Here is a 25,233-nt window from a genome sequence, read left to right as displayed (position 1 = left end):
TTTCCCGTCAATGCCTTATTTTGAAAACATTTTGGCGACTTTCTCCGCCTTTTTGCTTTCTGAGTAATCATAAAACCCTTCTCCTGATTTTACACCCAGCTTTCCGGCCATCACCATGTTAACCAACAATGGATTCGGTGCATATTTAGGATTTTTGAAACCGTCGTACATCACGTTTAAAATCGCCAGGCAGACATCAAGGCCGATAAAATCCGCCAGCTGAAGCGGTCCCATCGGATGGGCCATTCCCAGCTTCATTACCGTATCGATTTCCTCAACGCCAGCAACGCCGTTGTAAAGCGTCTCGATCGATTCGTTGATCATCGGCATCAGGATTCGGTTGGCTACAAAACCGGGATAATCGTTCACTTCCACAGGCACTTTTCCTAATGTTTTGCTCATTTCGTAAATTGCATCAAAAGTCTCTTTGGAAGTGGAGTAACCTTTAATGATTTCTACCAGCTTCATGATCGGAACCGGGTTCATGAAATGCATTCCGATTACTTTATCCGCTCTTTTGGTAGCTGCTGCGATTTTTGTAATGGAAATCGAAGAAGTATTAGTCGCGAGAATGCAGTTTTCAGGTGCGAATTCATCCATCTGTCCGAAAATTTTAAGCTTCAGTTCCTGATTTTCGGTCGCTGCTTCCACAATCAGATCGGCATTTCCCACGGCATCCTGAAGCGCTGTAAAAGTGGAGATATTTCCTAGAGTTTCCGATTTCTGTTCTTCCGTAAGGTTTCCCTTTGCAATTATTCGGTCAAGATTGGTGGTAATGGTTTTCAGTCCTCTTTCCAAAGCTTCCTGGGATACATCCACAAGATTTACCTGAAATCCGCTTTGGGCAAAAGTGTGTGCAATACCATTTCCCATGGTTCCTGCTCCGATAACTACAATGTTTTTGATCATTTTTCCTTATTTAGTTTTAATTATTTTATTCGTTGATATCAGCGTTACATTCCTTGCGTTCATCAGATCGGCTTTCTTTACGGATTCGTTCTCATCAAAGTTCACCAGACCGGTACTTTCCGATTTCCTTGTTTTGTTCTGGCTGATAACCGTCGCTTTCAGGCCTTTGATAAAAGCAGACTTCTGCGTCCGGGATAATCCGTCCGTTCCGATATACAGATTGTATTCACCTTCCCGTCCACGGCCCGTCTGCTGGTAAATTTCCAGATTCTTGACTCTGTTTTTATTTTTAAACTGGGCCAGGTAATCCATGACCGGCTTATCGGAGGGTGTTCCGCAGCACACGCTGGCATATCCTACCTGAAGATAGTTTTCGCTTTTCTGGGCAAAAAATAAGACCGAGCTGAATAATCCTATGGTTGCTAATACTTTTTTCATTTTTAACGGTTTTAAAATTAAGCTTAAATTTTTACTTATTAAAATAATCCCAGACCGACTTTGAAATATCCGAGATCATTTTACAGTTCACCTCCTGCGTTTCCGTTGAGTTACTGACGAATACAGCTATTGCATAATGCTTGCCATCGGGCAGGGTGACAATGGCAATTTCATTTTCAGCACCTGTTAATCCGGCATTATTCTTCCCGGAAGCTCCCGTTTTTCTTGCCACAGGAGTGCCTTTCGGCAGCTGTCCGACCAGTTTGTTCATTCCCGTGGACGTAGAGAGCATAACATCCATCAGGTACTCAGTTGACTTTTTGGAAAGCAGTTTTCCGTCATACAATTTTTTCAGGACCTCGGTGGCGGAAACCGCGGTACTGTAATTTTTATATTGGGCATTCCAGTCCCGGTGCATTTCCGCTTCGTTGTATTTAATCTGAAAACCTTTTACCCCTTTGGAATCCATAAACTTCTGAACGGTTTTTGTGCCGCCCAGCAGTTTCAGAAGAATATCGCAGCCGTTGTTATCGCTTTTGGCTACGGTATACTCAATAATCTCACTTAAAGGAACCGCCGCACTGCCAGTTGAATATTTGTCCCGGAGCGGCGACCAGGTATCCGGCAGTAAATTCGATGCACTCAGAGAAACTTTCTGATCCATGGAAAGTTTTCCATGATCCACAAAATCCAGAACCGCCGCTGCAATATGAAACTTAAAGACACTCTGCATCGGAAGCTTTTGATCCCCGTTTTTATCATACTTGAAACCATTTTCAAAACCCAGGACCGAAATCCCGACGGTTGCTTTCTTATCCTGAATAATTGAATTGATCTTTGAATCCGGATTCTGCTGCTGCGCAAAACCCAGTACTGAAATTAAAAGGCATAAAAGAATGGTTTTTTTCATTTTTTTGTTAAATAGATTTGAATTTAAAGATAAGGCTTTTAATCTTAAACAGCCGGTAGTCATGATTGAAGCACCGGAATTTTTTGTAGATATCACCGGTTTTCACAGATGATTGTATTTAAATAACGCTGTTCAAATCGTTGTGAATCATAAATATATCTATTGTTCTTTCAGTCTTTAAAGATGAATTTTATGTTTTGAACGTATGACCGATTGTAATTCCTTTAATCTTAAGCTCTGAAGAAACGAAAGAACAATAACACCAAGTGAAACCCGGTGCTACTTTCCACAGACAAACAGATTTAATAAATTCTAAAAAATAAATCCCTCTTAAAAAATTAAAAGGGATTATCAAATTTGATTTTTCTTATTTCATTTCAAAACTCTTCAGGTTTACCCCGTCATTTTCAAAATAAATTCGGATTTTATTTTCCCCTTTTTTAAGGTTAATCCCTTTCAGAGATGCTGTTTTCCAGGCTTCATTTCCACCCGTCGGCTGCAGGGTAACAATGCCCAATTGTTTTCCCGAAGCATCCGTAATTTTAATCTTTGCAGGGCCTGTGCTTGCATAGCTGATACCGAAAGTGTAGGCTTTACCGGAATTTGCGTTAACGGTATACTGAAGCCATTCCCCGCTTTCCGTTTTTCCGACGTAGTATTCATTGTTTTTACCTTTATAGATATCAACGCCGTCGTTTCTCAGCTGGTTTCCGGAATTCCATTCGGATCTTTTTGCCGGATCGCTTACCCACAGGTTGATGAAATCCTGATCCAGATAGGCGGCGCCTATTCTGCCCAGGTCATAATCCGTAGCAGAGATTTTCCCGGGAGCCTGAAGTTTTTTAAAAGGTTTTGTAGAGCCGTCGGTGGTCTGTCTGAACATGGCATCAATCACGTCATTTTTAATCTCCACATTGCTGAACTTATAATTATCGGCAATCTGCATCAATGCTTTTTCAGCGAATTCTTTAGAAGGTTTTTCACCGCCGTTTTTCCAGTATTCCAGCAGTTTTTCATATTCCGGCGTAATTCTCACGTTGGTAATGCCGGCAATGTTGTCGATCTTCTTCATCGGCCAGAAGGCGTAACCGATATTGTGTTTATCCAGCAGCCGGATCAGTTCCGTAAACCAGACATTGGAATTTTCTCCCGTTTCTCCAAGCCAGATCGGCACGTTGTGTTTTTCTCTCAGCTCCAGGATTGGTTTTAAAGCGGCATCATCGTTAAAGGTCCAGTATTTATGGAAGCTGAACACCATATTGTTGTCCCAAAGCGGTGTTAAACCGTTATAATTATTACCCCAGCCGTTTCCTTCAAGGATAATGAGATGCTTTTTATCCACCGTTCGGATGGCTTCGGTAATTTCCTTCTGTAGTTTCCAGAGCGGCGCATTGGACATTTCATCCGTTCCGTTCGGGTTTTTTCCGGTAAAATTGATGTTCGGCTCATTGATGAGGTCATAACCGCCGATCCAGGGCTCATCCTTATACCGTTCCGCCAGTTTTTTCCAGAGCGCAATCGTTTTCTTTTGGTTTTCCTCGCTTTCCCAAAGCGACGGCTTCGATTTGTCATTGTCGGAAATATTCACATCATTTCCCTGTCCGCCCGGGGCAGCATGAAGATCAAGGATCAGGTACATTTTATTATCAGCGCACCATTTCAGAAGATTGTCGGTCATATCGAAACCTTCTTTAAGCCAGGTATTCTGTCCTTTTACCGGCTCTTTTTCAATCGGTAGCGTATAAAGATTATAGTGCATAGGCAGCCTGATGGAATTGAATCCCGATTTTTTCAGGAAATCGATATCCTGTCTGGTAATGCCGTTTTTCAGATAGGCTCTGTAAAATTCATTCATTCCGGCTTCACCGATCAGTTCTGCAATTTTCTCCTTGATTTTGTATTGCGGACCGGCAAAATCGGCCGTTTTCAGCATATAGCCTTCCTGCAGCATCCAACCTCCAAGGCCCAGGCCTCTCAACTGTATATTTTCACCTTTATCATTAACAATTTTCTGACCCTGTGTTTTTAAAAGCTGTGATGTCCCAAATTGAGACAATAAAAAAGCGGATAATAGGACGGCTCGTTTCATAATGGTTTAATTATTTAAATATTAAGGGATAATTTATTAATGGTAACTGATGTTTACATCCATGTAAGCATCTGCATGGATGGTATTGATTCTTGCAGGAATCCATTTTGTATGTAAAACAAAATCTGTCAATTGTCTGTTGAATTGTTTTTCAAATATATTGTTTTTTTTATTCTGAAAATTACTTTCTACCGATAAATCTTTGATTTCTCCTTTTTAGTCAGAATAGATGAAGCTGAGGAACTGTTCCCGGATGGTTTCTTAATATAGGTTTCAGGAGGATACTGCAAGGAATACAGCCGGCGGATTTTATCAAACTGACCATCGGAAGATGTATCAGAAATTCCTGCGGTCATATCGTATTCGGAGTAGGGAAAAATTTCATCCGGATGGCCTTTTACAAATTGTTGGTTACCGATGTAGCGTAAGGAAGATCAGTTTTCACCAAATTTTTTCTGGATAAGCCTGTTCGTTCCTTTCTCATAACAATCTTGGTTACCTGTCATCCGGCAATGAAAGATATGGAACGGAAACAGGATTCCTGTTTTTATATTATTCTGATTCAGAAGTTGATAACTTCTTCTTGTCCGAGAAAAATCTTGACCTGGCCGCGAAAAGATGGTCCAGATGTAGTTTTCATACCTGACATCATTTGGAGCCTGCTTTTTTCAAATTCACAATCTATTTCCCAGCCATTTTTCTCTTCGTGGCAGGAAAGAAAAATGGTTTCTGTGAAAAGCAGGCTTTATTTTCAAATTTTAATTTTCTTTACTAACTGATTAATTTCATAATCTCCAGCGCTACCTTCAACGCTTCCGTGCCATCCCCTATGGAAACTTCCACATGCTTGTCTTCGGTAATTGAATCCGCAAAAGAATTTAATTCATCTAAGATGGCATTGTTCGGCTGGATATTCGGATATTCAAACAGGATCTGATTTTTTTCGCCCTCCGCATTTTCAATGATCATATCGAATGGAGTAGGGGTTTCAGGCGCATCTTTCATCCGGATCACTTCCGCTTTTTTCTCCAGGAAATCTACCGAAATGTATGCATCTTTCTGGAAGAAACGGCTTTTTCTCATGGCTTTCATGGAAATTCTGGAAGTCGTCAAATTAGCCACGCAGCCGTTTTCAAATTCAATTCTCGCATTGGCAATATCCGGGGTTTTGCTTACGACACAGACCCCGCTGGCATGGATGTTTTTCACTTTTGATTTTACGATACTCAATAAAATGTCGAGATCATGGATCATCAGGTCCAAAACTACCGAAACGTCCGTTCCGCGCGGATTGAACTCCGCCAGGCGGTGGATTTCAATAAACATCGGGTTATTGATGTATTCTTTGGTTGCAATAAAGGCAGGATTGTACCTTTCAACGTGTCCGACCTGTGCTTTGATGCCTTTTTCCTCACATTTTATGAGGATTTCTTCAGCCTGTTCCAGCGTTTGGGTTACCGGTTTCTCAATAAAAAAGTGAAGGCCATTTTTGATGGCTTTTAAGGCATAATCATAATGGTAAACGGTTGGTGTCACGATATCCAGCATATCGATCTGCTCCAGCAGTTCATCAAAATTTTCAAAATACCGGTATCCGAATTCGGCTTCCAGTTTCCTTCCGTTTTCTGTATCTTTATCGTGAAACCCTACAAATTCATATTTATCCGACTGATTGAGAAGCCGTAAATGGATCTTTCCCAAGTGTCCGGCACCTACCAAACCTGCTTTTAACATAGCTGTATTAAATTTCGGTAAAGATAATAAATTTAAGGGTTCAGCCGGGATGATAGATTTTAGGTCGGAGAAATAAAATATAACCATTTAAAATCTTCTGACCGTATATTTAAGCATATTGTTAGGAAATCGCAACGGGATCCGGAAGTGAATAGTCAATGGTCAATGGTGAATTTTGCGTTGCAAATGAATGAGCAAGACCGAATTTGTTCCGGTCATACACATTAATTTAATATACTCCCTGGGCTTTCGGGGTTGACAGGTAGTGAATGTTTTTATATTTTTGCGAAAATTATTCCGTAAACCTAACAGCGCCCATGATGCAGGATTCATTTGTACATAAAGGAAAAAGAAAGATTTTAGTAGATTATCTGCGAAACAGGATCGGAATCTCGGATGAGCACGTGCTGGCAGCGATGAATGAAGTTCCGAGACACCTTTTTATCGAAAGTATTTTTGAAGATTTTGCTTATGAAGACCGGGCTTTTCCCATCCTGGCGCACCAGACGATTTCCCATCCTTCCACGGTAGCAGAACAGTCGGAGCTGCTGCAGGTAAGACCGGGCGAAAAAGTACTGGAAATAGGAACCGGATGCGGATACCAGACCGCGGTTTTACTGGCAATGAAAGCCCATGTCTACACAGTTGAACGGCAAAAGGACCTTTTTGATTTCTCAAAGAAAAAGCTTCGAGAAATGAACCTGTACCCTAAATTCCAGAGCTTCGGAGACGGGTTTGCGGGACTTCCCACCTTTGCTCCCTTCGATAAAATTATCGTTACCTGCGGAGCCTCCGTCTTGCCGACGGAATTGCTGAAGCAGCTGAAAGTAGGGGGTAAAATGGTAATCCCTCTGGGACCGGCCGACGAGCAGGTATTGTACCGTTTTACGAAAGCTTCCCAGACCGAATTCGAGAAAGAGGAGTTCGGAGCTTATAAATTTGTTCCGATGCTGGGAAATACCAATCAGTAATTTAATACATAACATTTAAAAAATATTCAGTAAAGCCTCATTCCTGATCAGGGAGCGGGGTTTTGTATGTCAGAACATCCGGTTTACATTTTATTTTTATACATTTGGAAAAACTAATAATTTAATCATGAATAAAATGTTCATTGGGGCCGTACTGGCCTTTTCACTATTTTCCTGTGATGCCAAAAAGAAAGAACTTGAACTAAAGGAGAAGGAGCTGGAATTAAAAGAAAGGGAATTAAATAGAAAAGATTCGCTTTTACAGACTACTACTGAACCGGCCGGTACTGAACGGCCTTCCAGAAAAGAAATGGTAACAAAAGATCCCTCGCTTTCCAATATCAATAATCTATTGGGAACCTGGAAGGATCGCAAAAACAAAGAAAAAACCATGTGGTTCAACAGAAACGGGGATTTCCGGTTTGTAGATCTCAACGGCGATCTCGGACAATACGAAGAACTTACGGGAAAATATACCCTAGAAAACGGAAAGCTTACCTTAATGTACGACGACAGGGCAAAACAGACTTTCAATTTTGTAAAAGTCAATAACGGTATAACCGAATACTATATTAAAAAGCCAGGCTATCTGATGGAAAAAGAATAAATGATCCCAAAATACGGAACGGCTCGTGTTTCAAATCAATGGAACTTTATCGAATGGTTTGCTTTTTGTTGCCTGAAAATGATAATAAAATCAACTAATCCAGATAAAAATAAAGAATGAAAGTATTCATCACCAAAAGAATCCCTGAAGACGGAATCCGGATGCTGAAAGAGGCAGGGCTGGAAATTTTTATTCCCGAACACGAAAATTTATCACACGAAGAATGGCTGAATTACTGCACAAGCACGGATCTGATCCTGAGTGTGGGCAGCGAATTCAGGTATGATAAGGATTTTTTCAATGCATGTCCGGACGTAAAAGCCATTGCCTTATATTCTGTAGGTTTTGATCATGTAGACGTAAAAGAAGCTGTTACAAGAAAGGTTCCGGTAGGAAATACCCCGGACGTTTTAAGCAAAGCGACTTCCGATATCGCCTTTCTGCTGATGCAGTCGGTGGCAAGAAGGGCCAGCTACAATTTTGAAAAAGTGAAATCGGGCAACTGGGGCGATTTTGATCCGCTTCATGCGCTGGGGCAGGAGCTGTACGGAAAGACGTTGGGGATTTTTGGATTGGGAAGGATCGGGATGGAAATGGCAAAAAAATCAAAGGCCGCTTTCGGAATGGAAATTATTTACCACAACCGCAGCCACAGCGAAGAAGCCGAAAAGGAATTGGAGGCGGAATACGTTTCTTTTGATGAGCTGATTGCAAAGTCCGATGTCCTTAGTATTCACGCCAACTTTAAAGCGGACCAGAAAGAACTTTTCAATGCTTCTGTTTTTGAAAAGATGAAGAGCAATGCCATTTTCATCAATACCGCAAGAGGCGGATTCCATCATCAGAAAGACCTGTACGATGCGTTGGCGGAACATAAAATCTGGGGTGCCGGGCTGGACGTGACGAATCCTGAACCGATCTTTAAGGAAGATCCGATTCTTGAGCTTTCCAACGTCTGCGTTTTGCCGCATATCGGGTCGGCCACTATTGAGGCAAGAACCGGAATGGCAAAAGTAGCGGCGGAAAACCTGATCGCTTTTTCAAAAGGGGAACCGATGCCGGCCTGTGTAAATCCGGAAGTGTATTCTTAATCTTTTGAAATCTTGGAATTATTTTTGTTTTTGTTTATCAACACTAAACAACAACAGTATGATATCTGAAAATAGCGAACAAGAACAGGAAAGAAGACTGGAGCAGAAAGATTATATGCCCAGTGAAGATATTTTCAATCAGGAGGAGCATATTCCTCTGGATGGCAACGGAAAGCCGGTCTTTAATGAAAAAGAGGAAACCGATGAAGATAAGATAGATAAAGGTCTCGATATTCCCGGAGTTAAAGATGATGACGAAATGGAAGAGATCGGCACCGAGGATGAAGAAAACAACTATTGGAGCATAAGTGATAACGATGACGATCATGAAGAACAGAATGATGATGTTTTAACGTAGCATACTCTTTTCAAAAATAATGTGAACCTTACTTTACGAAGTAAGGTTTTTTTTATGCAATGCGTAATATTTAAATTATTGAAATGTAATTTATAAAATTTTTATGGTATTAATTTTATATAAATAAATGCTTATGATTAAAGAATGTATCATAAAAAGTATTAATTTTATATTTAAAATAAAAAGCATTTGTACATTATGGAGAAGATTTTACGTTTTTTGTCCGTATTCATCAGTGTTTATGGATTTTCACAAGTACCTGGTAGCGTCAGGGTGAAAGATAGCTCAGGAAATGAGAGTTTAAATGTGACCTGTACCCAGGGGCTTGATGCCAGTGGCTGCGTCACGCTTCATGCAGAATATCCGGTCATTAAGCAGACGACCGGATATGAAGTATCTTCAGAAACTTACAGTCCGCCGGTTCCGATGAACCAGGGTACTTCGCTAAATGCGAATTATGACGATCTTTTTGTTGTAAAACTGGATATGCCTTTTAAATTCTGTTTCTATAATCAATACTTCCAGTCGCTGGTTGTTGGTTCGAACGGAATGGTCACCTTTAATCTTAATCAACTAGGGAATATCAATTACCCGAATATCCAGTGGCAGAATCCAAACGCCGGCTTACCGAAAAATTCGATCTTTGGAGTCTATCATGATATGGTTTTTTCAGCGAATGACCCTTCGGAGATTTATTATACGACGATCGGTACGGCTCCTTTCAGAAAATTTGTCGTCAGTTTTTATGAAGGCAGGGTAGCGGGATGTACCGAACGTTCTTCATCACAGATCGTTCTTCATGAAACGACAAACGTAATTGAAGTATTTGTGGATAAAAAAAATACGCCGTGCCCGACAAGAAAATTTCCGAATGCCCTGATCGGAGTAATCAACAGCGACGGAAGCCAGGGCGTTTCCCCGGCCAGCAGAAATACGGGCACCTGGCAGGCTTTACAGGAAGGCTGGAAGTTCGATCCGCTTGGGAATGTGATCCAGCCGCAGGTAACCTGGACCAATTCTGCCGGGCAGACGGTAGGAACGGGAATCCAGACCACGATATGTCCGACGCAGAGCGATGTTTTTACAGCAAATGTCACCTTCAACAGCTGCGGAACCAGCAACCTTACTTTAACGGATGATTTTCCGCTGACTTTTGATCCTACGTATCCTGCCGCTAAAAATCACACCCGGGATTTCTGCGGAAATACGCCTGTAAACCTTACGTTAAACAGCTTCCAGGCCAATATAACCACTCAGAATCCTGCCAATTTTACTTTCAGCTTTCATACCAGTCTGCAGAATGCACAGAATAATGTCGGGGCGCTCCCGAACAATTATACGTTAAATGCCAATACGGTATTATACGTCAGAATCCAGAACCCGAATGTTCCGGGCTGTTACCGGGTGGCTGTCCTTACATTGAATCTCCTGACAAAAAACCTGCTGAAAAATACGGTAGAGGTCTGCGATACCAACAACGACGGATCGGAGCCCAATTACAATCTAAACATGTTAAATACGGAACTTTTTGCTTCCGGAACTACCGGGATTACCTATTTTGCCACGCAGTCGAATGCGCAGAATAACATCAGCCCCATTACAACCGCGACCATTACTGCAAATACGCAGATCTGGGTAAGGCTGGTAAACGGGAACTGTACCTATATTTTAGGTCCGGTAAATTTCCAGTTCAGGCCGGGGGCAAATATCAATTCACCGATTAATTTTCCGTATTCGGTTTGTGATATCAACGCAGATAACCAGCAACCTTTCGATTTTCCGGTGACGATCGGGCCGCTGATCACAACGGCACAGGGTGCCACTTTTGCAGCCTATGCTACGTATGATGAAGCGTTCAACGGGACCGGTACGGTTTTAAATACCATTAAAGAAGGAACCTATACCGTGTATGTGAGGGTTCAGATCCCGAACGGCTGTTTTGCCGTTGCGACGGTAAATATGAACATCACCTTTACAAAAATCCTGGCTAATGAAAAAACGGAGTACATCTGTTTCAACGGAACCGACGATATCAGTATCAATTTAAACACCTTGTCCACCGGGATGCTGCTGTCACCGGCTACCGTTCCGGTTACAGAATTTTATAACACCTTTGCCGCGGCCACCCTTGGAACCGCCCCGATCAGTCCGAACCAGACCATCACGACAAACGGGAATTTTGTAACGCAGACCTACTATGTGCGTTTTGAAAACTCGGACGACTGCTATACGATACGGGCGATTAATGTAAATCTTGTTCACCCGGTTATCGTTCAGTCCAGCTTTACCGTATGTGATTTTAATAATAACAATTCGGAAAACATTCAGCTGTCCCAGTTTTCTCCGGCGATCATCGGAAATCAGAATGCCACCACAACTTTTTACCTGACGGCTGCCGATGCGGCGAGCGGTACCAATCCGGTAAATGCCTATACCCTGAACGGCACCCGGCAGTTTTTTGTAAAAATCAATTCTTACAACTGCCAGCAGGTGTATCCGTTTACGGTAAGCTTAACCTCAACTCCGGTTGTGAATCCTACGGTCAATATTAATTTAACGAATATCTGTGATAATAATAATGACGGTGCTGAAAACTATAATCTGACCAGTGCGCAGAGCCAGATTTCATCCAGTCCGAATGTAAGCTTTACCTATTATTTAAATTATAACACGGCTACCCAAACCTTTTCCAATGAAATTACAAACCCGACCCAGTTTGCAGTTTCCGGAGGAAGTGCAACCGTTTATGTAAAGGTTAAATTTAACAGCAATGAATGCTTTTCGGTATCGAAACTGAACATCAGCATGACCTTTTTACCTGCAGTGGTGCTGAATAATGCCACTTTAAACCGATGTGATGCAGATTTCAACCTTAGCGAAACCTTTCCGCTGAATGATGCCGTCCCGCAGCTGTTTACTGCATCACAGAATACATATGCATTGTCTGATATGACGATCACGTATTACAATACTTCTGCAGATGCCAACGCCGGAAATCCTGCCGCCCAGATCGGGAATGCCTTTACAGCCAACGTTTCTGCGGTTCAGGTATGGGCAAGGTTCCAGTCGAAAACAACCGGCTGTTATTCGGTAGCACCGATTCAGCTGAATACGTATTTCCCGCCGAAAGCGATCAATTCTACGGTTACGGTATGTGATGAAAACTTAGATGGAAGCTATGAAGTGAATCTCTTGAACTTTACCGGCCAGATGGTGGATCTTCCAAACCCGGCAAATGTATTTACCTTTTATCTGACGCAGCAGGACGCACAGAATAATACGAACCCGATTGCCAATCCTTCCAACTTTACGGCAAACCCTTTTCCTTCACAGATCTGGGTAAGGGTTCAGAATATTCCGGGCTGCCAGGATATCGCTACGGTGAGCTTTGTTTTTGGAAACAAACTTACGTTACAGAACAGCGGGCCCTTCCAGCTTGCCGTCTGCGATACCGGAAACGATGGTACGGAGAATATAGACCTGACGCAGTTCCAGGCTCAGATCTATACCGGCGCTAATGTTACCTTTACTTATTATCCGTCTTTGGCAGACCTTAATGCCGGAACCAATGCTGTCGCAACACCTGCTAATTTTACCTATACCCAGGGTTCAGGTTCCGGTACGGTCTATGTAAAAGTAAGCGTTCCCGGCTCATGCCCGAATTTGGCGGAAATAAAACTATCTTTAAAAAATACGCCGGTATTCGATATTCCGACTTTGTATTTCTGTCCGGAAGATTCCCTGGATTACACCGTTAAAGTGGAAGGATATACGATCATAAGCTATACCTGGACGAATCCTTCGGGGCAGGTGATCTCGACGACCGATACCATCACGGGAATCAAGGCAGTAGGAACGTATACCCTTACGGTGACGGCCAGCAACGGATGTTCGTACACGGATACCTTTGAAGTGAAACATTATGAGGTTCCGGTGATCGAGAACCTCGAATTCAACGGTAACAACGTAACGGTACATGCCACAGGGACAAAACCGATCGAGTATTCTATCGACGGAATCACCTGGCAGGCGTCCAATATGTTCTACAACCTGCCAACGGGCATCACCACCTTCTATGTGAAATATACGGGCAGCGACTGTATCGTAAAACAGCAGGGCGTTGTGCTGGATATAAAAAATGCCATCACCCCGAACGGAGACGGAATGAATGACCAGTGGATCGTTAAAAATCTTAACGTATTCGGAAACAGAAGGTCAAACGTTAAAATATTCGACCGCTACCAGACGTTAATTTTTGAACAGAGTTCCAATACCGAATTTTTCTGGGACGGAACCCTCAAAGGCAGGGCGATCCCGACTTCCAGCTATTGGTACGTCATTACGCTTCCGGACGGAAGAACCTTTACCGGCTGGATCCTGGTAAAAAACAACAATTAAATCGGATACAGCAGATCTTTATAAAACCTCATTGAATGATCAGTGGGGTTTTTGTTTTGAAAAAAAGGCAATAATTACAGCAAAATTATTTTTGAAGAACATAGAAAAGTTTCTTATTCATGCTGCTTTTTTTATTTTTAACCACCATTTCCCTCATCAGAGGGGGCTTCGGCCAAAGGCCGAAGCTTGGATATTTACCCGGAAACAATACGGTGAAACCAGGCAAAACCCAAAACCGCCCGTCAAAAGTTCTATGAATTTTTGCCAACCCTCCGGCCCGGAGGGGAATTTTTGTCGTGCTGAAGTTTAATCTACATTTGTTATTTGGATAGATAATTTTTTATATTCTCCTTCTAAATGAATACATTTACAGCTCAATCAGCATGGCACTCATGAAAAAACTGTTTACCCGGTATCTGTTTCTGCTATTTATTTTTCCGGTTTTTATTGTTTTAATACTTTTTATTTTCTCTTCTTCCGGAACGGGTGCCGGATCGTACGGATGGAACCGGACAATAAAATTTGGCTTAATGGATGAGGTTTTTGGAAATCCGGTCTATAATGCTTCTGCCTTTATTTTAACTTATACAGGATATTTCCTGGGTTATTCTGTTGTTTTTTTAATCAGAAGGATAACGGACTTTCACTATTCCGTAATACATTTCATCATGTTTGCCATCAATTTTATTTTACTTTCAGTGAATGCCGAAAATAGATTCTTAATTCCTTTATCCGTAATTTGCTTCGTATTTTTTATTTTGAATATCTTTAAAACCACAAAAATTTATCAGATATAAACAACGATCAAAACGATATGACATTCCAGGAACAGATACAGCAGGGCATTCCGGGCGAGCTGCCGCAGCCGAAACCTTACGAAGCGCAGATTAACCATGCGCCGAAGCGGAAGGAGATTTTAGGGGAAGAAGAGAAAAAATTAGCGCTGAAAAATGCGCTGCGTTATTTCGAGCCTCAGTTTCATGCGGAACTGCTGCCCGAATTCAGGGAAGAGCTGGAACAGTACGGAAGGATCTACATGTACCGTTTCCGTCCGGATTATGAAATGAAGGCCAGGCCGATTTCTGAATATCCGGGAAAATCCGGGCAGGCCAAAGCGATTATGCTGATGATCCAGAACAACCTGGATTATGCCGTAGCGCAGCATCCCCACGAACTGATTACTTACGGTGGAAACGGCGCGGTGTTCTCCAACTGGGCCCAGTATCTTTTAACCATGAAATACCTGTCGGAAATGACCGATGAGCAGACGCTCGTAATGTATTCCGGCCACCCGATGGGATTGTTCCCGTCGCATAAAGACGCACCGAGGGTCGTGGTGACCAACGGGATGATGATCCCGAATTACTCCAAGCCGGACGACTGGGAAAAATTCAATGCCCTGGGCGTGACGCAGTACGGGCAGATGACGGCGGGAAGCTATATGTACATCGGTCCGCAGGGCATCGTGCACGGAACAACCATCACCGTGCTGAATGCGTTCAGGAAAATCAATAAAGAACCGAAGGGCGGATTGTTCGTTACTTCAGGGTTGGGCGGAATGTCCGGTGCTCAGCCGAAAGCCGGGAATATTGCCGGCTGCGTAACGGTTTGTGCAGAAGTAAACCCGAAGATTACCAGAATCCGCCATGAACAGAAATGGGTGAACGAGATCCACGAAAACCTGGATGAACTGGTTACCCGGGTAAAAACCGCGCAGGAAAATAAGGAAACCGTTTCCCTGGCGTATCTTGGAAATATCGTTGAGGTCTGGGAGAAATTCGATCAGGAAAATTTAAGAATCGATATCGGTTCGGATCAGACTTCGCTGCATAACCCGTGGGCAGGAGGTTATTATCCTGCCGGGCAGAGCTTTGAGGAGTCCAACCGGATGATGGCGGAAGATCCGGAACTGTTCAAAGAGAAAGTCCAGGAAAGCCTGAGAAGACATGCCGAAGCCATCAATAAGCATACAGAGAAAGGAACTTATTTCTTCGACTATGGAAACGCATTTTTACTGGAAGCTTCCCGGGCCGGGGCGGATGTGATGGCCGATCATCCGACATTAGGGAGAGAATTCAAATTCCCTTCTTACGTTCAGGATATCATGGGGCCGATGTGCTTCGATTACGGATTCGGGCCGTTCCGCTGGGTATGTGCCAGCGGAAATCCGGAAGACCTGCAGAAAACCGATGCTATTGCCTGTGCAGTATTGGAGGAAATCCAGCAGAATTCCCCTGAAGAAATCCAGCAGCAGATGAAAGACAACATCCAGTGGATCAAAGGGGCGCAGGAAAATAAACTGGTTGTAGGCTCACAAGCGAGGATCCTGTATGCCGATGCCGAAGGAAGAATGAAGATTGCCGAAGCCTTCAACAAAGCCATCCGAAACGGGGAGATCGGACCGGTTGTGCTGGGCCGTGACCACCACGATGTTTCAGGAACCGATTCGCCGTACCGTGAGACTTCCAATATTTATGACGGTTCGAGATTTACCGCAGATATGGCCATCCACAACGTGATCGGCGACAGTTTCCGTGGGGCCACCTGGGTTTCCATTCACAACGGCGGCGGCGTTGGCTGGGGCGAAGTCATCAACGGTGGTTTCGGGATGCTGCTCGACGGAAGCGACGATGCCGACCGAAGATTAAAATCCATGCTGTTCTGGGATGTGAACAACGGAATCTCCCGACGAAGCTGGGCCCGGAATGAAGGTGCCGTTTTTGCGATTAAAAGAGCCATGGAAGCAGAACCGAATCTGAAAGTTACACTGCCGAATTTTGTGGATGAGGGTTTGTTTTAAAAACTTTTAGATATTGAAAAGCCTGCCGTGAGGCAGGTTTATATTTATGATAGCGCGGATTTATAATCTGTGCTTTATTGTGTTTGCTCACGGATTGCAAATCCGCGAGATCGAGTTATATCACAGATCATAGACCTTTAATAGTGCTTTATTTTCTAATGTTCTATATTACACCTTCAATTGTATCTACTATTTCAGTAAAATGGTTAACACTTTCTCTAGCTGTAGTTATATGAGCTCCATTAAGCCCTTCTCTATGAGTACAATCAAAAACTGGTTTGAGTGCATTTAAGGAATACGGAATAAGACTGTGAAAATTAGGGATCTGACCTAAATTATAATTATCTCTTTCAATAACTTGTCCTATAGGTTGTAATCTATCAATGATATTCTGATTGACAATAGGATTAATTTGATTGCCAAAAATCTGCCATCCACGAGTCATACCTTCAGCATTATTTCTAATATTATGCTGTTGAACAACATAACCTAAAAATATAGGTTTACCATTTGGAATTAATAACCCATTCCTTTCATTTGATTCTTTAATTTGTCGCCATTCATCAGCCCAAATTACAAGCTTATTTCCAAGATTATCTGTTCCCCTTAGTGAGAATAAATCAGCCGCAATTGGTATTATAAAGAAATCACTTCCTCCTAATACAGCTCTATTTAGTGCTCCAAGGTTAGGTCCTAAATCAATCAATACCAAATCTAAATTTAAATGATTTATGCACCAATCAATATATCTGTAAATTACTGTTTGAATTCTAAGATCCGGCCTACTTCCACCTTTTGCACTATTCCAAGTATCACCTAATTTATCTTCGAATAATGATAAATTTAAATCTCCTGGAGTAAGAAATAAGTTATTTTCAATTTCTATTGGTGAACGTCGATTGAAGTCTCCAATACCTTCATACACTGGTTCAATTATTCTAAATATACTATTTCCATCAGGTTGCCAAGCAATCTCAGTATTTTCAATACTAATAGAATAAGAAGTCAAGTTACACTGACTGTCACAATCAACCATTAATATTTTTCTTCCTCTTCTAGCTAATAAATGAGCAATATGATACATATAGGTTGTTTTACCTACACCTCCTTTATTATTAAAAATGCTTAATGTTTTTGCCATAAATTTTTTAATATAATTCTATTTTCAAATATACAAGACTACCACTATATATTTTTACGTATTTCTACGGAAATTACCTACTTTGAAGTAGGCTTTTTTATTTTAAAAACTCTAGTCTATTTTTTGTTCTTTAAAGTTTTTACCACCATATTCTCTGTATTTTGAATCCTGAAAAGGATAAAAACTAACCATTTTTGGAGCATCAAATGTTGACCAAGCAACAAAATGATCTGCAAAATTTAAATATTCACTTTTACTTAAAGGATATACCTCCATAAGATCTTTTATCGATTTTGTGTCAAAAATACTTATTGTACAAGTGGAACAATTTTTTTCTCTAAATTGTTTTATGAAACTCGATATTTCATCTTTTGATAAATTATTTATATTAAGATATATATTATAGTTCTTGCTGATATTATTTTCAGTTATAGAAATGATATCATAATTTAATTTAGCTAAATTAACAGCAGGAATTTGACTTGTATCTTTTATAATGCTTTTTAATGGAATCCATCCATGATGGGTTGCTGATAAATGAGAAGGATCAAGAACACTTATTTTAGCCCAACCATTTTTTTCTTCATCAATAGAAACAGTGCAAGTGTAATCTACTTGCATATAATGAGTTTCTCCAAGTATATCAGTGGCCTTTATATTAACTAGTTTTTTATAATTTTTTCCAGGTCCGTCTCTAAGAAAAATATTTTCACCTTTTATCTCATAAACAACTTCCGAATCGGAATTGTATTCTTCAAATTCTAGTGAATCAACTTTTGAAATTTTTAAATTATTACTTATATCTGAATTGGTTTTTTTACAGTTTACAAGAGACGAAAGACATAGAATTAATAGTAATGTTTTTTGCACGACTTAGAATTTAATTTTTCAAATGTAAAAAACAAAAAGTTTTAATAATTACGGTTATCCGTAATGATGTTCTAAAATAACAAAACCTGCTTTAAGGCAGGTTTTTATTTATCTTGTATCAACTTCTCAAGCTTTTCGATCATTTCTTTCTGCTGTTGAAGCATTCTTTCATACAGCTCAACCATTTTATCTAATGGATTAAACGATGGAGAATTATTAATGATGCTGGCAAATTGTGGACTTGAATGGTCGTGGTTATTAAATGTATTTGAAATAATATTTATGGCTGCTTCTTCATCAAAATTCTGAAAAGCCTCTACAGGTATTTTCATAACTTCGGAGATCTTTTGCAGCAAAGTTTCTTCTACGACCTCTTTCTGTTCTAGTATTGATACTTTCTTCTGATTCCATTCTTCACCCAGATCAAAAGCCAGTGCTTCCTGCTTGATGCCAAGCATCTCCCGAAATCTTTTTACGTTGCGTCCCTGATGTACTTTTTGTTCCATGACCGGTGTTTTATTTAGTAAAGGGTAAATTTAGAAAATATTGTGGGATTGGGCAATCACTTTGTCAAAGTTAAAATCTTTGACAAAGTTTTAAAAAGAAGAAAACCTGCAGCAAGGCAGGTTTTAGTTATTTATTTGTAAAAGTTGCTCAAGCTTCTCGATCATTTCTCTCTGCTGTTGAAGCATTTTTTCGTACAGCTTAATTATTTTTTAAAGTTTATTTTAATTAGAAACATTAAAACTCGTGTAGCAGGGAAAATTTAACCCCGATAAAAATTCCCCTCCCACGGAGGGGTGGCGAAATTTTTAAAAAATTTTGACGGCGTGGTGTAAAATGATACGCAACTTTAAACCCCTCACTTTACTTTTAAGAAAAACCCTTACATAAACTTTATCTTTCGCCATAAAAACACCCAGTCAGAAATTCAGAGAATTTCTGCCACCCCTCCGGAGGAGGGGAATTCCCGTACTTACTGTACTCATGATACGCACACTTTGTCAACTTTGAAATCTTTGACAAAGTTTTCAAAAAAGAAACCCGCCTTAAGGCAGGTGGTAGATTATTTATTCTGTAAAAGTTGCTCAAGCTTCTCGATCATTTCCTTCTGCTGTTGAAGCATTCTTTCATACAGCTCAACCATTTTGTCTAATGGATGAAATGATGGAGAATTATTAATCACACTGGCAAATTGGGGACTTGCATGGTCATGGTTATTAAATGTGTTGGAAATAATATTGATTACTGCTTCTTCATCGAAATTCTGAAACGCCTCTACAGGAATTTTCATAATTGCAGCTATTTTTTCCAACAGATCTTTATCTATGATTTCCTTCTGTTCCTCCAAAGAAATTTTCTGCTGGCTGATGTTAAGATCAAAGGCCAGTGTTTCCTGCTTAATGCCCAACATTTCCCTGAATCTTTTTACGTTGCGTCCCTGATGTACTTTTTGTTCCATGACCGGTGTTTTTTATTTAGTAAAGGGTAAATTTAGAAAATATTGGGGGATTGGGCAATCACTTTGTCAAAGTTAAAATCTTTGACAAAGTTTTAAAAAGAAGAAAACCTGCAGCAAGGCAGGTTTTAGTTATTTATTTGTAAAAGTTTCTCAAGCTTCTCGATCATTTCTTTCTGCTGTGGAAGCGTTCTTTCGTACAGCTTAATTATTTTTTAGAGTTTATTTTAATTATAAACATTAAAACTCGTGTAAAGGGAAATTTAGCCCCAATAGAAATTCCCCTCCTGTGGAGGGGTGGCAAAATTTTAAAAAAATTTTGACGGGGTGGTTTAAAATGATACACAACTTTAAATCCCACACTTTACTTTTTAAGAAAAACCCTTACAGAAACTTATCTTTCGCCATAAAACCACCCCGTCAGAAATTCAGAGAATTTCTGCCACCCCTCCGAAGGAGGGGAATTCCCGTACTTCCTATACTCATGCTATCCACACTTTGCCAAAGTTGAAAATCTTTGACAAAGTTTCAAAAGAAAACCTGCCATAAGGCAGGTTTAGATTATTTATTCTGTAAAAGCTTTTCAAGCCTCAACATCATTTCATCTTTTTCTTTTAAAAGACGTTCATACAATGCAATTTTTTCATCGTATAATTGAATTACTTTATCAATGGGATTAAATGTTGGGTGAAAATTATATGCAATTCCCGTGGAACCTTCATGATTTGTAATTGTATTTGATATAATATTAATCGCCTGTTCTTCATCAAAATTCTGAAAAGCTTCCACCGGAATTTTCATCAGTTCAGCGATCTTTTCCAGCATGTCGCTTTCTATATTTTCTTTCTGTTCAAGCAACGAAATTTTCTGCTGGCTGATGTCAAGATCAAACGCCAGTGTTTCCTGCTTGATGCCCAACATTTCCCTGAATCTTTTTACGTTGCGTCCCTGATGTACTTTTTGTTCCATGACCGGTGTTTTATTTAGTAAAGGGTAAATTTAGAAAATATTGTGGGATTGGGCAAGGGGAATGTACGGAGTTTATTTAAAGCACGAGCTTGGAAGCTCGCGCTAGCGGAGGATTATATCTGTTAATCTTTTATTTGATTTTTACACAATATATTTCATAATGATCTCCTTATAAATAATTATTATATTTGTCTCATAAACCGATATTTAAAAACATAAAATTATGATAGCTGAAATAGAGAAATTTATCGAGATCCGGAATAATATTGATGAGATCCTGAAAAATTCGCCTTTCAAGATGTCTTACATTATTGAGAAATCGGGAATTAAAAAGCCGACGTTTTTTAAGAAGCTGAAAGAAAAAAGGTTTACGCCGGAAGAACTGTTGGTGATCTCAAAAACCATAGAGGTAAAAGAGTGGCGCAATGAAACGAAAGAGGAAATTCTGGAATCTTTGAAGCGTTCTGAGGAGGATTTTAAAAACGGAAGAGTCCACGATTATCAGGAAGTGATGAAAGCGGCGAAATTACGTTTAGAAAAATACAGAAATGAAAATAAAATTCTCTGATGAATCGCTTTCTGATTTGCTGAATATAGAAGAATACCTTCTCAGGAATTGGAATGACCGGGTGCTAGAAGATTTTCTCATAAGACTGGATGAAAAGGTACAAATTATCTGTAACGGAAAGGTTGTATTCCAAAAATATGAAGACAGCGACTATCATAAAATTTTAATTACGAAACACAATACACTTGTCTACAGTGTAGAAGATGAGGTCTTAAAAATCATCAGGATTATCCAGAATTATCAGGATCCCGAAGAAAATTACAAATCTTTACAGCCATAATATTCAAATACAATCTAAAAAATACATATGAAAAAACTGGGAATCATCGGCTGCGGCTGGTTGGGAAAGCATATCGCAGAACATTTGTCGGACCGGTATGAAATTTTTGCAACGACTACGACGGAAGCCAAACTGGACGGTCTGAAATCCAAAGGATATCAAGCCTTTTTGGTGAAATTTCCGGACGAACCCCATGCGGAAATGGAGCAGTGGGAGGTAGCTTCCGGTCTGGATGCGATCATCATCGCTGTTCCTTTTTCCGGATTGCGGGGAACAAAAATTCCGATGACGGGAAAAAGGCAGAACCTGCTCCGGTTTATCGGGGATTTTAAAGGTCAGCTTTTTTATACAAGTTCAACAGGAATTTACCCGGATACCGAAAAAGAATTTACGGAGGACGATCAGCCGGCGGAACAAGTGGAAAGCGAAAGCTTTATCCTTGAAAAATTTCCGCAGGCCAATATCCTGAGATTAGGAGGCCTGATGGGCGGTGATCGGCTGCTGAAAAATTACAACATCTCCAACCTGGACCAGCTGGTCAACCATATCCATTATGCAGACATCTGCTCAGTGATTGAAAAGATGTTAGACAGTCGTTCGGTATCGAAAGTGTATAATGTTATTGCTCCCGTTCATCCAAATAAGGAAGAAGTCATCAATGCCCAGAAAGGCCTGCCGTATTCCGGAACCCGGACTGATACAGGAAGGATTATCTCCCCGGAAAAAATGATCTCAGAGCTGAACTTTAAGTTTCAGTATCCCGATCCGCAGTATTTTCACCGGTAAAAACTTTGTCAAAGACTTTAGCTTTAACAAAGTCTTTAATTGCTCAGCATTTCCTCATAAGCTGTCCTGACGGTTCCTTCACCATAGACTCTTTCCAGTCTCCTGACGATAAAATGGCCTTTTGCCATATCCTGGAAATGATTGATGAATAACGTATTGATGATGGCACCGCCGGCCGCTCCGATGGCGGGAACAGCCTGGGCGGTTACTTTTTCAGAAACCTGTACGCTGAACCGGGCGGCTACTTTTGAGATCAGTTTGACGATCATCGAAGCGCCTTCGTCGGCGAGGGTCCTGGAGGTAAATTGTCTGGCCGCCTCAGACATGGTCTGGGCAAGGGCGATCCGGGTAGCGAAATATCCGCTTTCGCTGGCATCGTCGGCTTCACTTTTGCCGCCGAGGGCAAATACTTCCAGGCAGGCCAGCTTAACATCGGGATCCTTCACCGATTCTCCCTGGCTGCGTGCAATATCGATAACGGAGCGCAGCATGATGGTGGTGGATACCGGCAGTTCAACCGCGAGCGCCGGCAGTCCGAAAAAACCGCCGACCGCTCCGGAAGCCGCGACGCCGATTTTATGCCACCAGTTGGAAGGCTGTATGTTCGGAGTATCTTTCATCGTAAAAATAGCCGTATCTGCTGCTTTTAGCAAAGCGGCTTCCGTAATGGTTCCTACTTTTTCATGCAGGTTTTTGGGAAGAAACTCAAGGGCTTTTTCCAGTGGCTGACCGATAACGTTGGTAATTTTGGCAACGATCCCCGGATTTTCCAGGATTTCCATGGCCTGGCGCAATTCTTCAAGATGAGGTTCAGATAAGTCCATTATATTAAAGTTATTATTAATTGATAGTTGGATTTGTTTCTTAATGAAGGTTATATCAAAAATAGGGGCAAACTGTAAGAAACGGTTTCTTAAAATCTGACAATTTTAACCTCCCGAAATGACAAATTTTCATTTCAAGTGACAAGATTTCAGCCGTATAGCCCTGGCACAGGCTTTGAAAATGTTGAAGTGTGTTCATTAAAATTAATGTTTAACCTTAAAAATTCGTTTGTTATGTCAATCGTAAAAAGAAACAACGGCAGCTTACTGCCTGCCAACCCACGGGCCCTGTTCGATGACTTTTTCAGCCGCGAACTTTTTAATTGGGGCAACACCAATTTTTCTTCCACATTAACCACCGTTCCTTCGGTGAACATCCGGGAAAACGATGAAAGCTTTGAAGTGGAAGTAGCGGCACCGGGAATGGAAAAAGAGGATTTCAGGATTACCCTGGACAACAACCTGCTTACCATTTTGTCATCCAGGAAAAATGAAACCGAAGAATCCAAGTCCAATTACACGCGGCGTGAATTCAGCTACCAGTCGTTCCAGCGGAGCTTTGAGCTGGCCAAGGATGTGGTGGATGAAGAACATATTGAGGCGCGATACGACAATGGGGTTCTGAAACTGACGATTCCGAAAACGGAAAAAGCCAAACGGCAGGCACCGAGACTGATCGAGATTCAGTAATTCAATACAGTTTAAGCAATTGGTTTTCCTGAGGAAAACCAATTGTTGTTACCGGTTATTGGTGCCTCATACGAAATCTAATCCAATATTTCTGTCAGCTCTTTTTTATGTAGATTTAAATAACAGTGCGTCATGAATACGTTGCTTTTATCGATTTGCATTCTGTGCCTGGTTACCACAGGGCTTATTTTCGTGCTGAAAAAACTGAAGCAGCCTTATCTCATTGCTTACATCGCCGCAGGAATTCTTCTGGGGCCTTATGTTCTGAAAGTATTTACCGGAATCCATGAAATTGAAGTGATCGGGGAGATGGGGATTCTCCTGCTGATGTTTTTCCTGGGAATGGAAATCAATATCCCGAACCACCACAGCCTTATCGTCAAACCGCTGGTGGCGCAGGGCATCAAGATCCTGCTCAGTCTTGGCTTTGCCTTTCTGATCGGGTATTTCATCGGTCTGGATTTCAGGAGCACGATCCTGATTGCCATTCTGTTTACCTTCAACAGTACCGCGGTCGTCAGCGAATTCCTTAAAAAGCACAGAACGCTTCATACTGCTTTCGGAATCACGCTGCTCAATATCCTGATTGTTCAGGACCTGCTGCTGGCGCCCGTGCTTACCCTGCTGAAAGCCTGGAGCGGGGAACAGTCGGATCTGCGGAACCTCGTGCTGCCTGTTCTTTTCAGCATGGCCGTATTTTTACTGTTCAAAAAAATAAGGAATGTCCAGGAAATCAGATTGCCGCCGCTGTTCCGGAATATTGAAGACGACCATGACCTGCAGGTATTCACGGGACTGCTCATCTGTCTCGGATTCGGTCTGCTGGCGGAACTGATCGGGTTGAGCAGTGCGCTGGGAAGCTTTATTGCCGGCGTTATGGTCGGAAGATTAAAACTGCTGAACTGGCTTGAGCACGCCTTGATTCCTTTCAAGGTATTTTTTATTACGCTCTTTTTCGTATCGGTAGGATTGAGGCTGGACCTGGAATATATATATGAGCATTATGAGATCATTCTATTAGGCACTTTTTTCGTGCTGATCAGCAACAGCCTGATGTCCGCCCTGGTTTTCAGAGTACTGAAATACAACTGGGAAGAGAGCTGGTACGGCGGTGCCCTGCTTTCGCAGACCGGGGAATTCGGGATCCTGGCTCTTTCTATTGCCTATAAAACGGAGATTATTCCATACGACCTTTATAAAGCAGGTCTTTGCATTACCTGCCTTTCGTTGCTGTTGTCAACGGTTTGGATTTCAGTCTGCACGAAGATAAATAGCATAAATTAACGCAAAGCCTAATGATCATTGCGCACATTTTAAAGGGAGCAAAGTAGATTGGCAAAG

The 25,233-nt window shown here is 41.3% G+C and carries 22 protein-coding genes; 11 read left to right on the top strand and 11 right to left on the bottom strand.

The features are described from left to right. Positions 1 to 15: 15 nt before the first annotated feature. From FY557_RS09795 to FY557_RS09775, 5 genes are all read right to left on the bottom strand, one after another. Positions 16 to 906, bottom strand: coding sequence for a 3-hydroxybutyryl-CoA dehydrogenase (locus FY557_RS09795; RefSeq protein ID WP_185151700.1), 891 nt, complete (start codon positions 904 to 906; stop codon positions 16 to 18). A 9-nt stretch (positions 907 to 915) separates the two neighbouring features. Beyond that, positions 916 to 1,347, bottom strand: a complete 432-nt coding sequence (locus tag FY557_RS09790) for a hypothetical protein (RefSeq protein WP_149247067.1) — start codon at positions 1,345 to 1,347, stop codon at positions 916 to 918. Between the two features lie 31 nt (positions 1,348 to 1,378). Next, entirely contained in the window at positions 1,379 to 2,257 is an 879-nt protein-coding gene (bla-A, locus tag FY557_RS09785) for a CGA/CIA family class A beta-lactamase (protein ID WP_149247066.1), read from the bottom strand. Positions 2,258 to 2,624: 367 nt separating this feature from the next. Beyond that, the gene (locus tag FY557_RS09780) at positions 2,625 to 4,346 is read right to left on the bottom strand and encodes a cellulase family glycosylhydrolase (RefSeq protein ID WP_149247065.1); all 1,722 of its coding nucleotides are present in this window, start codon (positions 4,344 to 4,346) and stop codon (positions 2,625 to 2,627) included. 771 nt (positions 4,347 to 5,117) lie between these two features. After that, complete coding sequence (locus tag FY557_RS09775; RefSeq protein WP_149247064.1) at positions 5,118 to 6,080, bottom strand: Gfo/Idh/MocA family protein; 963 nt, start codon at positions 6,078 to 6,080, stop codon at positions 5,118 to 5,120. A 320-nt stretch (positions 6,081 to 6,400) separates the two neighbouring features. Here FY557_RS09775 and FY557_RS09770 point away from each other — a divergent pair, with 320 nt between their 5' ends. The 6 genes from FY557_RS09770 to FY557_RS09745 all read left to right on the top strand — a co-directional run bounded on the left by FY557_RS09770 (position 6,401) and on the right by FY557_RS09745 (position 16,305). Beyond that, positions 6,401 to 7,051 carry a protein-L-isoaspartate(D-aspartate) O-methyltransferase gene (locus FY557_RS09770; RefSeq protein ID WP_149247123.1) on the top strand — a complete coding sequence of 217 codons (651 nt, stop codon included), beginning with the start codon at positions 6,401 to 6,403 and terminating at the stop codon, positions 7,049 to 7,051. Between the two features lie 127 nt (positions 7,052 to 7,178). Then, positions 7,179 to 7,658, top strand: a complete 480-nt coding sequence (locus FY557_RS09765; protein ID WP_149247063.1) for a hypothetical protein — start codon at positions 7,179 to 7,181, stop codon at positions 7,656 to 7,658. 116 nt (positions 7,659 to 7,774) lie between these two features. Then, on the top strand, positions 7,775 to 8,749 hold the full coding sequence (locus FY557_RS09760; protein WP_149247062.1) for a 2-hydroxyacid dehydrogenase: 975 nt from the start codon (positions 7,775 to 7,777) through the stop codon (positions 8,747 to 8,749). A gap of 58 nt (positions 8,750 to 8,807) precedes the next feature. Beyond that, positions 8,808 to 9,107 carry a hypothetical protein gene (locus tag FY557_RS09755; protein WP_149247061.1) on the top strand — a complete coding sequence of 100 codons (300 nt, stop codon included), beginning with the start codon at positions 8,808 to 8,810 and terminating at the stop codon, positions 9,105 to 9,107. Between the two features lie 198 nt (positions 9,108 to 9,305). Continuing rightward, complete coding sequence (locus FY557_RS09750; RefSeq protein WP_149247060.1) at positions 9,306 to 13,505, top strand: T9SS type B sorting domain-containing protein; 4,200 nt, start codon at positions 9,306 to 9,308, stop codon at positions 13,503 to 13,505. Between the two features lie 814 nt (positions 13,506 to 14,319). Continuing rightward, on the top strand, positions 14,320 to 16,305 hold the full coding sequence (locus tag FY557_RS09745; protein WP_149247059.1) for a urocanate hydratase: 1,986 nt from the start codon (positions 14,320 to 14,322) through the stop codon (positions 16,303 to 16,305). Between the two features lie 163 nt (positions 16,306 to 16,468). Here FY557_RS09745 and FY557_RS09740 read toward each other — a convergent pair whose 3' ends face one another. From FY557_RS09740 to FY557_RS09720, 5 genes are all read right to left on the bottom strand, one after another. Then, positions 16,469 to 17,446, bottom strand: a complete 978-nt coding sequence (locus FY557_RS09740) for a ParA family protein (protein WP_149247058.1) — start codon at positions 17,444 to 17,446, stop codon at positions 16,469 to 16,471. Between the two features lie 111 nt (positions 17,447 to 17,557). Continuing rightward, positions 17,558 to 18,316 (bottom strand): hypothetical protein, encoded by a 759-nt coding sequence (locus FY557_RS09735; RefSeq protein ID WP_149247057.1) that lies wholly within the window; start codon positions 18,314 to 18,316, stop codon positions 17,558 to 17,560. 104 nt (positions 18,317 to 18,420) lie between these two features. Further along, on the bottom strand, positions 18,421 to 18,822 hold the full coding sequence (locus FY557_RS09730; protein ID WP_149247056.1) for a helix-turn-helix domain-containing protein: 402 nt from the start codon (positions 18,820 to 18,822) through the stop codon (positions 18,421 to 18,423). 560 nt (positions 18,823 to 19,382) lie between these two features. Then, positions 19,383 to 19,778, bottom strand: a complete 396-nt coding sequence (locus FY557_RS09725) for a helix-turn-helix domain-containing protein (RefSeq protein WP_149247055.1) — start codon at positions 19,776 to 19,778, stop codon at positions 19,383 to 19,385. Positions 19,779 to 20,336: 558 nt separating this feature from the next. Beyond that, on the bottom strand, positions 20,337 to 20,744 hold the full coding sequence (locus tag FY557_RS09720) for a helix-turn-helix domain-containing protein (protein ID WP_149247054.1): 408 nt from the start codon (positions 20,742 to 20,744) through the stop codon (positions 20,337 to 20,339). Between the two features lie 223 nt (positions 20,745 to 20,967). Between FY557_RS09720 and FY557_RS09715 the strand changes: the two genes are divergently transcribed. Genes FY557_RS09715 through FY557_RS09705 form a run of 3 tightly spaced genes read left to right on the top strand, consistent with a single transcriptional unit; the run spans position 20,968 to position 22,378 of the window. Next, positions 20,968 to 21,312 carry a hypothetical protein gene (locus FY557_RS09715; protein WP_149247053.1) on the top strand — a complete coding sequence of 115 codons (345 nt, stop codon included), beginning with the start codon at positions 20,968 to 20,970 and terminating at the stop codon, positions 21,310 to 21,312. Next, entirely contained in the window at positions 21,293 to 21,592 is a 300-nt protein-coding gene (locus FY557_RS09710) for a type II toxin-antitoxin system RelE/ParE family toxin (RefSeq protein ID WP_149247052.1), read from the top strand. The genes FY557_RS09715 and FY557_RS09710 overlap by 20 nt, the downstream gene beginning before the upstream one ends. Positions 21,593 to 21,619: 27 nt before the next feature. Then, positions 21,620 to 22,378, top strand: a complete 759-nt coding sequence (locus FY557_RS09705; RefSeq protein WP_149247051.1) for a hypothetical protein — start codon at positions 21,620 to 21,622, stop codon at positions 22,376 to 22,378. 35 nt (positions 22,379 to 22,413) lie between these two features. On the opposite strand, the gene FY557_RS09700 is transcribed toward FY557_RS09705, so the two are convergent. Beyond that, positions 22,414 to 23,202 carry an EcsC family protein gene (locus tag FY557_RS09700; RefSeq protein ID WP_149247050.1) on the bottom strand — a complete coding sequence of 263 codons (789 nt, stop codon included), beginning with the start codon at positions 23,200 to 23,202 and terminating at the stop codon, positions 22,414 to 22,416. Between the two features lie 234 nt (positions 23,203 to 23,436). Between FY557_RS09700 and FY557_RS09695 the strand changes: the two genes are divergently transcribed. Both FY557_RS09695 and FY557_RS09690 read left to right on the top strand, forming a co-directional pair. Then, on the top strand, positions 23,437 to 23,892 hold the full coding sequence (locus tag FY557_RS09695) for an Hsp20/alpha crystallin family protein (RefSeq protein WP_149247049.1): 456 nt from the start codon (positions 23,437 to 23,439) through the stop codon (positions 23,890 to 23,892). Positions 23,893 to 24,024: 132 nt separating this feature from the next. Further along, positions 24,025 to 25,176, top strand: coding sequence for a cation:proton antiporter (locus tag FY557_RS09690; RefSeq protein WP_228451762.1), 1,152 nt, complete (start codon positions 24,025 to 24,027; stop codon positions 25,174 to 25,176). Positions 25,177 to 25,233 lie beyond the last annotated feature (57 nt).

Origin of the sequence: Chryseobacterium sp. SN22 (assembly GCF_008329705.1) — a bacterium.
Lineage (GTDB): Bacteria > Bacteroidota > Bacteroidia > Flavobacteriales > Weeksellaceae > Chryseobacterium.
Note: the sequence above shows the minus strand (reverse complement) of the source record. Positions and strands in the feature narration are given on the sequence as shown.